At 45.1% G+C, this 14,143-nt stretch carries 10 protein-coding genes; 6 read left to right on the forward strand and 4 right to left on the reverse strand.

Annotated features, from left to right (window positions below):
- The first annotated feature begins 27 nt into the window (after positions 1 to 27).
- The 6 genes from GL182_RS08805 (at position 28) to GL182_RS08830 (ending at position 7,379) form a co-directional block, all read left to right on the forward strand.
- Complete coding sequence (locus GL182_RS08805) at positions 28 to 960, forward strand: RraA family protein (RefSeq protein WP_410266299.1); 933 nt, start codon at positions 28 to 30, stop codon at positions 958 to 960.
- Positions 961 to 1,082: 122 nt separating this feature from the next.
- The gene (locus GL182_RS08810; RefSeq protein ID WP_163379298.1) at positions 1,083 to 2,210 is read left to right on the forward strand and encodes a YncE family protein; all 1,128 of its coding nucleotides are present in this window, start codon (positions 1,083 to 1,085) and stop codon (positions 2,208 to 2,210) included.
- 140 nt (positions 2,211 to 2,350) lie between these two features.
- Positions 2,351 to 4,237 (forward strand): malate synthase, encoded by a 1,887-nt coding sequence (locus tag GL182_RS08815; protein WP_163379299.1) that lies wholly within the window; start codon positions 2,351 to 2,353, stop codon positions 4,235 to 4,237.
- Between the two features lie 23 nt (positions 4,238 to 4,260).
- Entirely contained in the window at positions 4,261 to 5,964 is a 1,704-nt protein-coding gene (locus GL182_RS08820; RefSeq protein ID WP_163379300.1) for an L-lactate permease, read from the forward strand.
- Positions 5,965 to 6,054: 90 nt separating this feature from the next.
- A complete protein-coding gene (locus tag GL182_RS08825; RefSeq protein WP_163379301.1) occupies positions 6,055 to 6,669 on the forward strand; it encodes a transcriptional regulator in 615 nt (204 codons plus the stop codon).
- Positions 6,666 to 7,379 (forward strand): DUF3307 domain-containing protein, encoded by a 714-nt coding sequence (locus tag GL182_RS08830; RefSeq protein WP_163379302.1) that lies wholly within the window; start codon positions 6,666 to 6,668, stop codon positions 7,377 to 7,379. The genes GL182_RS08825 and GL182_RS08830 overlap by 4 nt, the downstream gene beginning before the upstream one ends.
- A 740-nt stretch (positions 7,380 to 8,119) precedes the next feature.
- Here the strand turns inward: GL182_RS08830 and GL182_RS08835 are convergent.
- The 4 genes from GL182_RS08835 to betA form a co-directional block, all read right to left on the reverse strand.
- On the reverse strand, positions 8,120 to 9,082 hold the full coding sequence (locus GL182_RS08835; RefSeq protein WP_163379303.1) for a nucleoside hydrolase: 963 nt from the start codon (positions 9,080 to 9,082) through the stop codon (positions 8,120 to 8,122).
- Positions 9,083 to 9,384: 302 nt separating this feature from the next.
- Entirely contained in the window at positions 9,385 to 10,803 is a 1,419-nt protein-coding gene (locus GL182_RS08840) for a sodium:solute symporter family protein (RefSeq protein WP_240469746.1), read from the reverse strand.
- A 123-nt stretch (positions 10,804 to 10,926) separates the two neighbouring features.
- A complete protein-coding gene (locus tag GL182_RS08845) occupies positions 10,927 to 12,402 on the reverse strand; it encodes an aldehyde dehydrogenase family protein (protein WP_163379304.1) in 1,476 nt (491 codons plus the stop codon).
- Entirely contained in the window at positions 12,402 to 14,072 is a 1,671-nt protein-coding gene (gene betA / locus GL182_RS08850; RefSeq protein ID WP_163379305.1) for a choline dehydrogenase, read from the reverse strand. Before betA ends, GL182_RS08845 begins: the two co-directional genes overlap by 1 nt.
- Positions 14,073 to 14,143 lie beyond the last annotated feature (71 nt).

Here is a 14,143-nt window from a genome sequence, read left to right on the forward strand (position 1 = left end):
GAAAAAAAACTACTTAAACCTAAAATGATGAATAAAATAACAATAGTATGTTTGGTTTTGTGTTTCACTTTTGCCGGAATGGGCTTTTCCCAACAGATTTCGCCTACCCCGGATCAGGTCAGGGCCTTGACTTCAACCTGGGAAGGTGAAAGGTTTCCCGATGGGCGCCCTAAAGTCCCGGCTGATTTATTGGAACGGCTCAAGGGAATTTCCATGGAGGAAGCCTGGGGAATACTACGGAATAATGGCTATAACAACCAGTTTGAAAATGACTGGATCATTTTAAAGGAAGATGAAGTATTGACAGGCCGGGCGGTGACAGCCCAATACATGCCATTCAGGGAAGATGTAAACGAGCTGGTGAAATCGATAGGTAAAGCCGAAAACAGGGCTCAATCCGGTGGAACAAATTCCTGGCCTATAGATGTCCTGACCGATGGCGATGTTTATGTGGCCGATGGTTTTGGAAAAATAGTGGATGGAACCCTAATTGGAGATAATCTAGGTAATGCCATTTATGCCAACTCAGGAAATGGTGTTATTTTCAATGGATCTGTCAGGGATATGGCGGGTTTAAGTAAAATTGACGGCTTCAATGCCTGGGTCAAAGGCCATGATCCTTCCTACATCCAAGAAATGATGTTGACCACCATTAACTACCCGATCAGAATGGGCAGGGCAATTGTTTTACCTGGAGATGCGGTTTTAGCCAATAAATGGGGTGTCATATTTATTCCCTCCCATTTGGTGGCTGACCTGGTCATCAATGCAGAATTCACTGCTTTAAGAGATCAATTTGGTCATCAGCGCCTCAGGGAGCAGAAATATACTGCAGGAGAAATAGACAGCCGTTGGAATGACACCATTAAAGAAGATTTTTTGGGCTGGCTGGAAGAAAAGCAAGACTTACCCATGAGTAGGGAGGAGTTGGATGCTTATCTCAAAGATCGCAATTGGTAACCTATCAAAATCCCTTTCAGCTGCAGTTGAAAGGGATTTTATTTTTTTATACCTGTCATTTGCACCCATAAGGTCTTTTTCTATAAATATATTGTAACCCTGTAATCAATAAACCCAAAATAATGAAAGCAATCAGCCCTTTAAGAGCCCTCTCCTTGTTGTTTATTTTTTCCTTGTTCGGTTTTGTCCCATGGAAGGATGTTCAAATGGATGCTGAAATATCCAGCAAAAGCAATCGGTATTTGTATGTCGCTGTACCCGGTATAAGAAATTACCTGGGATATGGTGGTCACGGATTACTGGTCTTTGATATGGACAATGAGCACCAATTTGTAAAAAGGATACCCACCAGAGGTTTCAAGGCTGATGGTAAGCCCTCCAATGTGAAAGGGATAGATGTCAGTATCCCCTTGAACAGTATATTTATCAGCACCCTTGAGGGCTTGCAAAGAATAGATCTGGAAACAGAGGAGCTGGTATGGGAAAGGCAATATGAGGGAGGAGCAGACCGCATGTCCATCTCACCAGATGGTCTGACCATGTACATGCCTTCTTTGGAGAAAGATTTTTGGAATGTGGTAGATTGTGAAACCGGAGATTTGATTGCCAAAATTGATGTGGTGCAACGGGCGCATAACACCATCTATGGGCCCTCAGGAAAACATGTATACATGGCGGATATTGCCTCCCCTTTATTGCATGTGGCTGAAACGAAAAACCATACGGTAGCTAAGAAAATTGGTCCCTTTTCCAATGGTATCCGGCCATTTACAATCAACAGCGATGAGACCCTTGTCTTTGTAAATGTGGATGATTTGTTGGGATTTGAAGTAGGAGATTTGAAAACCGGAGAAAAATTAGCTCAGGTCATCGTCGAAGGTTGGGACAAGGGTCCGGTCCGCCGGCATGGCAACCCGAGTCATGGCATAGGATTGACCCCAGATGAGGAGGAATTGTGGGTCAGCGATGGCCACAACATGCGCATGCATGTATTTAGCGCAAAACCTCCTTATCAGCAATTGACCACCATACCCCTGCAGGATATGCCGGGATGGGTCACCTTTAGTTTGGATGGTAAATATGCTTATCCTTCCAGTGGAGAGGTAATTGATGTAAAAACCAGATCCATTCTCTATACGCTTCAGGATGAGTTTTACAATTTTGTGGCCAGTGAAAAAATGATCGAAGTACACCTGGAAGGTAACAAAGCCATCGCTGCAGGAGACCAGTTTGGTTTGGGTAGAAAATAGCCTGCAATGGATGGACTAGCAAATGAATAATATAAATAAAAAAAATAACTAAATTGATTCTTTAACCTGGATCATGAATTCAGTCTTCTTAGCTAAATGTCTGAATCCGGAAAATTAAACTTAACCTTTTTGAGTAAACTATGAGTGAAAAAAGTATCATTATCCGCGATAATTTAAGTCAAAAATACCAGGATGTCTATACCGATGAGGCATTGGCTGCCCTGGATGTTTTATCGCCTTTCAATGCAGAAATAAAAAAATTAATGGATATCCGCATGAAAAGAAGGGAGGAAAGAAGCCGAAAAATGAAGCGGATTGACTTTTTGGACCCTTCTACCAATATTCCCGGAACATCTATTGGCGTGGAAGATGCCAGAAACGGGAAATTTGAGGGAGCCTCCATTCCTGAAGACCTGCAGCGGCAATGGGTGCAAGGTACCGGGCCGGGAGCCAAACCCAATGCTCCCCTGGAGAGCAGTATTCGTAATGTAGCCTACGCCCTGTTATCAGGTGCTGATGGCTGGATGTTTGATGGGGAAGATGCATTGGGCCAAACCAGCACCATGTCTTTAGATAATCAGCAAAACCTTAAATTGGCCATTCACCGAGCACCGGTTTTTTTAAAGGTGGCTGAGCAGGTTGCATCACAAATGAACCTTTGGTCCAAAGAATTTTTTGGGGAAGAAAAAATCAATGATTATAAATCACAGTTAGATTTTACCACCATTATTTTTAGGGCAAGGGGCCTTCACCTGGATGACAGACACCTGCGCTTGAAAGACGGTACTTCATTCGCAGCCTCTATTGCCGATCTGGCCTTGTACGTGACCAATAATTATCAGGCACTCAGAGAAAAGGGTTCCTCCATCGTGTTGTACCTGCCAAAGATTCAGACCGCTGAAGAAGCTGCCTTATGGAACAGGATGATATCCCATCTTGAAGCGCATCTCGGATTGGAAGAAGGAGCGGTAAAGGTATATGTTTTGGTAGAGCAGCTTGAGGCTACTTATCAGTTGATGGAAATAAGGGCTGCCCTGGGCAGGCATTTCGTAGGGTACAATACAGGCAGGTGGGACTATATCAATAGCGTATCCGATGCCATGGCGTGGGACCCTGTCTTTATCAACCCAAATATCGAGTCCATAGGAATGACCTATGGATACATGAGAAATTATGAGGACCGTGTGAGAAGGGCTGTCAATACCCCTGACCAGGATGGTAATTTTGCCCTTTGGCAAGGGGGAATGGAGCCCAATATTCCCGTGGGTTCAGAAGAAGGAGTAAGTAACAGTATGAAAAAAGCCGTTGCCGGTGCCGAAAGAGAGCAACGGGAAGGGGCAAGTGGTAAATGGGTGGCACATTGGAAAATGGTTCATATCATACGGCCGGTATGGGAAGAGAAAGGCGAGGCCAATCAACTGGGAAGGAAATTTTCCCCCTTGACGTATACTCCTGCAGATGCAGAGGGTTTGATTCTACTTGAAAAGGCGCCAAGGACCATTAGAGGCGCCAGAAATCTGTTGAGTGTTGGATTGCAATACGGAAATGCCTTTGGGCAAGGCATGCAGGCAGCCGCCCTAAAACCTGCAGATTTCTTTGGTGATGAGCATGTACTTTACCTGATGGAGGATATGGCCACTGGAGAGATTCGTTTAAGTATCCTTTGGGAATGGCTTCATAAAGAAGCTGAAATTACGGAAGATGATCCGGAAACAGGCTTGGTTAAAGGGACTGCTTTTTCCAGAAATATTTTCAGGAAATTACTTGAGGAAGAGTATGATAAACTACTGAATGCCAGAGATAAGGATGTCTATAATTCATCAAAAGATACAACGCTTCCCATCGCAAGGAAAATCGTTGAAGTCTATGTGAATGAGGACATTAAAATTCCATGGTTTATAGATTTGCTGAATATCAACCTGAACAATTCAGATTTGAAAATGGCAGAGGAAAGGATACAGCTATACGTAAAAAGATTGAAAGAAAAGGGAGAGCGGGTCACAGAAAATCTGGATTTTACAGTTTGAATATTGTTTAAAATGGCTTTTCCATGTCTGTGAACCTGTTGTTTTTATTAGCCCTTCTTCCAATAATTTTAGCTGCCACCATGTTGGTAGGTTTTCGTTTGTCTGCAAGAATCACCATGCCGGTGACCTTTCTGCTAACGGCGTTCCTGGCTTATCTCTTTTGGGAAATGTCCCTGCTCACCATTTTGGCCGCTACCATTCAGGGTTTTTTCATCACTTTTGATATCCTGTATATTGTTTTTGCAGCGATTCTGTTGCTTAATTTATTGAAGTATTCAGGTGGAGTGGATACCATTCGGCAGGGGTTCCAGGGAATCAGTGCTGACAGAAGGGTGCAGGTGATCATCATCGTGTGGCTTTTCGGCTCTTTTATCGAAGGAGCAGCCGGCTTTGGTACCCCTGCGGCTATCGTTGCTCCTTTGTTGGTAGCCTTGGGCTTTCCTGCACTGGCAGCGGTAGTCTTAGGGATGATGGTGCAAAGTACTGCGGTGACTTTTGGAGCCGTAGGTACACCTATACTGGTGGGTATAAGAGGCGGTTTGGAAAGCCCTGAACTGACTTCAAGGCTTGATTTACTGGGTTGGGAGTTTTCGGAAGTTTTGCTAAAGATTACCGCCAATGCAGCTTTGATTCACGCCCTTGTAGGGACCCTGATGCCCTTTTTAATGGTATTGATGCTGTGTCGGTTTTTTGGTAAAAACAGGTCCTGGAAAGAAGGCCTTCAAATCTTCCCTTTCGCCTTATTTGCAGGCCTGGCCTTTACCATTCCGTATCTGGTTACGGGCTTATATTTGGGACCTGAATTCCCCTCTCTCATCGGATCCTTGGTGGGTCTTTCCCTGGTGGTTTTTGCAGCCAAAACAGGATTTTTAGTCCCTGCCAAGGTTTGGGATCTGGAAGCTGCCGATAAGTGGCCCTCAGCATGGAAAGGTACCCTAAATATTTCTGAGGGCAGTCCCGGGAAATCTGTACCTAAAGTTTCGTTAGCAAAAGCCTGGAGTCCTTATGTCCTGCTGGCTTTGTTGTTGGTTATTAGCCGATTACCCCAATTGCCCGTTAAAGCCTGGTTGACCGGTATTTCTTTTGAGTTGGAGGGAATTTTAGGAACCAATATCTCTGGGAGCAGCACGCCCTTGTATTTGCCAGGAACGATACTTTTGCTGGTTTGTTGTATAACCTATTTCCTGCATCAGATGAAAGGTGATGCGGTGAGGTTTGCTTTGCGTGACAGCGGTTGGATGATAATCAAGGCTGGTGCGGTATTGCTTTTTGCCGTAGCCATGGTGAGGGTTTATATCAATTCCGGAGAGAATGATTCCGGTCTGATCGCCATGCCGATTTTAATGGCGGAATGGACGGCTGGAAAGGTGGGGATGGTTTATCCCTTTTTTGCCCCCATGATAGGAGCTTTGGGAGCGTTTATAGCCGGAAGTAATACGGTAAGTAACCTCATGTTCAGCCTGTTTCAATATGGTGTTGCGGATAACCTGGGTATGGCTCCCACCTGGATCCTGGCATTGCAGGCCGTAGGAGCAGCGGCAGGAAACATGATCGCTATTCACAATGTGGTGGCTGCTTCAGCTACTGTTGGCTTACTGGGTAAGGAGGGAAGTGTATTGAGTAAAACGGTTTTGCCTACCATCTATTATTTGGTATTCACCGGATTGATTGGTCTGCTATTGATTGGTCTGATAGGGGTTGTAGACCGGTTTTTAATCAATATTTAGGTAATTTATCATCATTTTAAATGATAAATTTGATTATCATCTAAATAAGTGATAATTTTAATTATCCTTTAAAAATAGGATACTGATAGGATGATAGCAATCATAACCGGAGACATCAAAGATTCCAGGCTGGTACCTGTGGATAAGTGGATGACGCTTTTGAAAGCGGAGTTGGGACTTTGGGGCAAAGCAGCGGAAGACTGGGACATCTACCGGGGAGACAGCTTTCAATTGAAATTAAAAAACCCGGTAGGTGTACTGGAAGTAGCAGTTAGAATAAAAGCGACCATCAAATCCATACCTCCATTGGATATCAGAATGGGCATAGGTTTGGGAGAGGAGAATTTCAAATCAAAGCGCTTGCTGGAAAATAATGGGACAGCTTATATTCATTCCGGAGAGGCATTTGAGGATTTATCGAAAATGAACCAGAATTTGTTGATCAAATCTTCTATTGATGAATTCAATGAGGAAATGAATCTGATGTTGAAATTAGCCCTGACAGTAATGGATGAATGGACGCCTAGCTCAGCCAGGACCGTTTATCTGGCAATGAAACACCCTGAAAAAACCCAGATGGAGCTTGGTAAACTGGAAGGTGTAAGCCAACATGCCATTAGTGCAAGGTTATCCAGGGCCAGGTATGAGGCCATCAGGTCTTTTTTGGATTATTTTCCCGGAAGATTGGAAAAGTACATGGTATGATCATTTTCATTAAACTCATATTGGCTCATTTACTGGGAGATTTTATCTTCCAACCCCGACAGTGGGTGGAAGCGAAGGAACAAAAAAAGCTCGGTTCCTATCAATTTTACCTGCATTTGCTGGTACATGGTCTATTGCTGCTGCTTCTGGTAGCTGATATTGGTTTTTGGCCATTTGCCCTGGGGATTGCCCTGGCACACGGGCTCATTGACCTGGTAAAATTATTTGCTCAAAATGAGCAAAGCAGGCGCTACTGGTTTTTTATTGACCAATTCGCTCATTTACTTTCCTTGGTGATTGCCCTCTGGTTTTATGATTCTTCTTTGTTTGCTGGGATGGAAACAATCACAGATAAACATTGGCTGAGCATCACCATTTTTGTGTTTTTATCCTTACCCGCATCGATGACCATCAAAACCTTCATCTCCAGATGGACTCCGCTGCCAGATGAGCATTCGGCTTCGCTGGACAAGGCAGGGCAGTATATCGGAATTCTGGAGCGCTGGTTTGTATTTGTTTTTATCATGGCAGGAAGATGGGAAGCCATAGGCTTTTTGGTAGCAGCAAAATCTGTTTTCAGATTTGGAGACCTCAGGCAATCGAAGGACAGAAAGTTGACAGAGTACATTTTGATCGGCACCTTATTGAGCTTTGGATTGGCCATTCTATCTGGCTGGCTGTATGAGCAATATGCCAGTCAATGGCCATGAGTTTCATGTGTCTATAATTTGTTCTTTAATGGTCACATGGAATCTCGCATGTCTGATAGTCATTCCAGTGTGTGACGGCTACGTCATGCTCGATTTCATCTGTTTATAATTTGTTTTTAGCGGTCAGATGGAATCTCGCATGCTTTATAATCATCCCATTGTGTGACGCTTTCGTCATGCTCGATTTCATGTATATACTGGCATTAGATAATGCATGTCTCAAATATTGGTATGGGTTTTTCGCCCGGTAATAAATTGATTTAGCCGGCAACAAGAACAATTTTGCAACATTCCCCCCTTTTACCTGTAAAATAGCGGTAACCAATTGATTTTTAGCACTATGATCCGGATAAACCTCTTTAAACACCTTGGGAAATACAAAATATAGTATTTAAAATTATCCGTATTATAATTTGTGTAATTCAAAATAAAAAAACTGTTTTGTTAATTTTTATAGTTAAAAATATGGTAAAATATTATAATTGCCATTTTTTTCTATTACCTTTATTTCATCAAACAGCAATAAGATTAAAAGAAACTTTTTGAGGTTGAGTTTTTGGAAATTACCAGGCGCCCTGGCGTGAAGTGGAATAGCAGGTAGCGTACTGGATTGGATAAAATTTGGTTAGTTGGTTATTTTTTAAATGTAGGGTTTGTCCGGGGTCTCATGAAAAATGAGGCTCCGGCCTTTTTTTTTAGAAAATAGGAGGAAGGAGGCATTCAAATCCCAAAATACATCTTTAATATCCTGGCCTGTATTGCCCTACCATCAAGGCATCCAGTATTTTAGCTACTTCAGTTGGAGGAGTATTGGCGATCAGGTACTGTTGCTGCCCACCTTCACCCTCCTTCCATGCGTTGCTACCATCTTCATGTACAATAGCCTTACCTTCAGGGCTTAGTTCCCAGTAGCTGTTCGGGGAGATAAGGTATAGCAGAATAGATTGGTCCCAGCTCTGTCTGCCTGAAAAATTATTATATAGTTGATAAGCCTGGTAAACGGGACTATCCGGACTCAGGGATTTTTTCAGGTATTCTCCGCCGGTAATGATGTCATTGCCGATTTCCCATCCTGAAAAAATCACCTTTCCCGGCCACTGGCCTACGGTGATGAGCGTAGATTCCGGATCGGGTCTGTAAAAATTGGCTTCCTTTCCTTCAGGAAATTGCCCGCCCATACAGGCCCAAAGCTTTACTTTTTTTCGGACCAGTTCCAAACCGGAAAGCTCACTGATATCATCCGGATCAGATTGGATCAAGTGCATCAGGTTGGTTAAATGTCCGATGGTCACGATAGTGACGGAACCGTCTGCCTCCTGTGCCAGGAGTTTGCGATAAAGCCGGCCGGCATCTTCGGCATCTTCATAACGCTCAAGCCGGTGGGGAAAGGTCTGGCTAAGGGCCTTGGTGTATTTGGAGAATTCATTCAATTCAATGCCTTTTTCTACACCTATGGGAATATGAGGCCGCTTGAAATAGTGGTTGATGGCATCGGCACATTGAGGGGCGTGAAGGTCATCACTGCTGACAATGATTCCCAGAATTTCCACCCGACCATGGTCTGCCAAAGTATGCAGCATGGCCATGGCCCCTACATCATCCACATCGGAATCCAGGTCCGTATCAAGGATGACTTGCTGGGTTTGGGCAAAAGTTAATTGGCAGCATAGCAGCACCAGGCAATTTAGAAAAAGGCTTTTCATATGATTATAATTTGCTTTTTTTAGGCCCTAAGGAGTCTCGCATGTTGGATAATCATCCCGGTATGTGACAGGTACGTCATGCTCGATTTCATGTGTTTATAATTGTCTTTTAGCGGTCACATGGAATCTCGCATGGTTTATAATCATCCCGGTGTGTGACGGGTACGTCATGCTCGATTTCATCTCTTAAAAATTTTCTTTTAATGTTCAGATACCTGTCCCGATCATAAATCGGGAGCGTCTTCGCATGCTTTTTATTCATCCATCCGCATGTCGCATACCACATGCCCGGTTTAATCTTTTTAGGGTTTTGTTTGTGTAATGGAACCTTTGTCTTTGGTATGGGTCAGGTAGGAAACCACTACAATGGTAAGGAGGCTGGCCAGCATGGCAAAGGTACGAAAAGGAAATTGTATGCCTTCTACAGGATCATTCATGGGATAAGGTAGAAAGGGTGCAATACCGAAAATTGGCTCCCCACCACCAAACCTCAGTACCAATCCCATCAAAATTCCTGCGACGGCTCCATATTGATTGCTCTTTTTAAAATACAGGGCCAATACCAATTGAGGGAACAGCACCACATAGACCAGATCGGCACAGAGGTACCATAACTCATACACGCTTTGGAGGGTAAGTGCCAGCCAGGTGGAGATGCTGCCAATGACCAAAATAGCCAGGCGAATGGTAAGCTTAACTTGTTTGTCCGTGCAGGATGGATGGATAAGCGGCCTGTATAGGTTCCAGGTAAACATGGAGGAGGCAGACAAAATGGAGGAATCCACGGATGACATAACAGCCGCCGCAACCGCTCCCAGGCCTAAGGCTGCAATTAAAGGGGGAGTCATTTCCAGTAAAACGTAAGGAAGGACCATGGTGGCTTCAGGTGCGGTACCCAGGGAGGAGCTGCTCCAATCAAAACCTACCCCGGCCACGCCAATAAAAATGGCCGGAATGGCCATCAGGGCGCAACAAATACCGCCATAAATGGAAAGCCTTACGGCAGAACGGTCAGAATTGGAAGACAATACCCTTTGGAAATAAACCTGCCAGGGAATACCTCCCATGATCAGCAGCAATGCAAAATCCATCCAAACCCAAATGCCGTTTCCCCAGGCGGGATCATTACCCGAGAAGGCACTCAGGGAAGGAAGTAAGGTAAAACCATTGGCAATATTTTGGTCATAGAGGGTCATGGCTTGTTCAAAGCCGCCAATCTTATCCAAGGCAAATGGAATGCTGATGCCCAGACCAATGATAATAAACGCAAGCTGCACCACATCTGTGTAGGCTACCGACCATAGTCCTCCCATCATGGTGTAGCCGACGGCGATACTGGCAGAAACCAAAATGGAAGTCTCCAGGTCAAGACCAAATATGGTGGCAAAGGTAATTCCCAGTGCAGCCAGTATCGCGGCACTCCAGAATATTTCACCAATCAGGGCCGGAATAAAAAGGACTGCAGCCGTCTTTTTACCATATTTATATTCAAAAACATCTATAAAGGTGGTAAAGCCAAAACTTCTGATCTTTTTGGCAAAAAACAAGCCTCCCAGGATCAGGCTTAGGGCATATCCCCAGGGAGCCTGAGCCCATACCAGGCCCCTGGTACTGTCGTATACAGCTTCACTGGTACCGATGATATATCCACCTCCTACCCAGGTAGCTGTCATGGTAAAAATTCCTATCCAGGAAGGCATCCGCCTGCCTGCAAGGAGCATACCCTGCGAACTTTGATCTCCGGATTCCTTTCTGCTGGCATAATAGCCAGTGAGCAGGATGATCAGGTAAAAGAAAACAGTTACGAAAATGCCTAGGGTCCTGGTATCGATAATCTTTCAGTTTTACTTCCCAAACCAATTCATGGGCTGGGGGTTAAAGTTTTGATAAACATGTTTGATTTCCTGAAACTCTTCCAGGCCGGTAGAACCAAGTTCTCGACCCAGACCGGATTGTTTGTATCCTCCCCAGGGAGCCTGGGTAAAATATACATTGAAATCATTGATCCACACCGTACCAAAGCGCAGTGCTTTGGAAACCCTGGCGATGCGTTGCGGATCTTTGGACCAAAATCCCCCGGAAAGACCATAAATGGTATTGTTAGCCTTTTTTATAGCTTCTTCTTCCGTCTCAAATTTCTCCACATGGACCACTGGCCCAAATATCTCCTCCTGCACAATGCGCATGTTTGCTTCACATCCTGTCAATAGGGTAGGAGCATAGAAAAACCCATCTTTCAGGGCTACTTCCTCCGGCCTGTTTCCCCCGCATAAAAGTTGGGCGCCCTCCTGAATGGCTGTCTGTACGTGGTTGTCTACTTTTTGCAATTGATCAGCAGAAATCAAAGGGCCCATTTGGGTTTTATCATCCATGCCATTTCCCAATCGGATGTGACGGATTCTTTGTTCCAATTCGGCAACAACCCTGTCATGTATACCAGCTTCCACCAATACCCGGGTACCAGCGGAGCAAATCTGTCCGGCATGGAAGAAAACACCATTGAGTATAAAATCTATGGCCGTCTGCCAATCACCGTCTTCGAAAAGGATATGGGGATTTTTGCCACCCAGCTCCAAAGCAACCTTTTTTACATTTCCTGCCGCTGCCTGCATGATCTTTTTACCCGTTTGGACACCACCGGTAAAGGAAATCATATCTACCGCATGATTTTCAGCCAGTTCAGCACCGACCGTGTGACCCGGGCCAAGGACCGTGTTGATCACTCCGGAAGGAAACCCGACCTTTGTGGCCAGTCTGGTCCATTCGAGTGTGGATAAAGGGGTAAGTTCACTGGGTTTAATGACCAGTGTACAGCCTGCTGCAAGTGCCGGAGCAATCTTCCAGGCGGCTTGGAGCAAAGGGTAGTTCCAGGGACAGATCATCCCTACCACTCCCACAGGTTCCCTTTCCAGCCGGCTATGCGTATTGGGGTTGGGGCTGGCAATAACTTCTCCTGCATGTTTATCCGCCAGACCACCGTAATACCTGAAGATGCCGGCAATATCATCCATATCCCAAAGGCTTTCCGTATAGGTTTTTCCGGTATTCAAAGTTTCCAGTTCTGCCAGCTTTTCTTTATGGGCTTCTATGAGGTTTCCCAACTCATAGATCATTTTACCGCGTTCGGTGGCCGGTAATTCAGGCCAATCTCCCTGGTAAAAGGCTTCCTGGGCACTATTAATGGCTGCCCGGGCATCTTCCCGGTCTCCTTCTGCTACCTGGGCGATCACTTTCTTGTCAAAAGGATTGTGGATGGCCCTCTGGGCTCCGGACTTTGCCGGAAGCCATTGGCCATTGATAAACTGTTTACCTGAATCCATTAATGGGACAACTGATTTTTTTCCACCTCTGGTGAATGTTTGAAAAAAGGTACCTCTTGTGGTTCTTCGGGTGTATTACCCAATAATATATCGGCAGCTTTCTCTGCGATCATGATTACCGGCGCATAGATATTGCCATTGGTAATATAAGGCATGACGGAGGCATCCACCACGGTCAGGTTATCAACCCCATGTACTTTCAATTGGTTGTTTACGACAGAAAGGTCATCGTAACCCATCTTACAGGTACAACTGGGATGATAGGCACTCTCTCCTTCCCTGGCCACAAAATCCAGGATTTCATCATCGGTCTCAACACTTTTTCCAGGGGAGATTTCCTGGCCCCGAAGTTCATCAAAGGCCGGTTGATTGATCAGATTACGCGTACAGCGGATAGCTTCTATCCATTCCTTTCGTTCCTGATCCGTAGACAGGTAATTGAATAGTATGCTGGGGTACTCTGCGGGGTTGGTAGATTTTATTTTTACATGCCCTCTGACATCGGTATTCATAGGACCTACATGTAACTGGAAGCCATGCCCCTCATTAGGCGCCGAACCATCGTATCGGATGGCTATGGGCAAAAAGTGGTATTGCAGGTTGGGGTAAGCAACCTCCTCATTGCTTCTAATAAAGCCGCCTGCTTCAAAGTGGTTGCTGGCACCTATGCCGGTTTTATTGAAAAGCCATTCCAGCCCGATTTTGGGTTGGTTATAAAATTTTAGGGATGGGTAAAGGCTGACCGGCTTTTTGGCTGCCCATTGCACATATACTTCCAGGTGGTCCTGGAGGTTTTCGCCAACGCCCTTGAGATCAGCAATAACAGGGATGCCCAGCTTAGTCAATTCTTCCCCATTGCCAATTCCAGACAGCTGCAATACCTGGGGGGAATTGATGGCCCCACCGCAACAAACGATTTGTCCGCCATGGACGGTATGCTCTTTACCTCCCTTGGTAAAGACAACACCGGTGGCCGTATTCCCATCAAACAGGATTTTTGATACATTGGATTTCAGGCTGATGGTCAGGTTTTTGCGGTCCATTACCGGATGAATATATGCTCTGGCCGCATTCCACCGCCTGCCTTTGTATATGGTAGCATCAAATTTCCCAAACCCTTCCTGCTGGTAGCCATTCACATCCTCTGTCAGGGGATGGCCGGCCTGCTGCACAGATTCGAAGAAGGCATCGAATAAAGGATTGTCACATTTTGGGGTGGTCAGGTGAAGTGGACCTCCTTCACCCCGGTAACTATCAGCACCGATCAGCCGGTTTTCCATCCGTTTGAAGTAGGGGAGGCAATGGGCATAGCTCCAGTCTTCCAGTCCTTCTTCCTGCGCCCACTTTTCGTAGTCCAGGGCATTGCCCCGGATATAGATCATGCCGTTTATACAGCTGGATCCACCCAAAACCTTACCTCTTGGCTGGTAAATCCGTCTGTTGTGCATATAAGGCTCAGGGTCTGATTCATATCCCCAATTGTAAAAATTATTACTAAGTGGATAGGTCAATGCTGCTGGCATGTGGATCCTGAAATCCCATCCATGGTCCATCCGGCCTGCTTCGATGACGAGTACTTTGTTTTTAGGGTCCTTACTTAATCTATTGGCCAATACGCTTCCGGCAGAGCCGCCGCCAATGATGATGAAATCATATTTTTCGTTAGGCATTTTTTGCAATTTGTGGCAATTATTTTTTCTTCAAAAATTTCTGGATAACCCGATACTTTATTGGGAGTATG

The sequence above is a fragment of the Cyclobacterium sp. SYSU L10401 genome, assembly GCF_010993705.1.
Lineage (GTDB): Bacteria > Bacteroidota > Bacteroidia > Cytophagales > Cyclobacteriaceae > Cyclobacterium.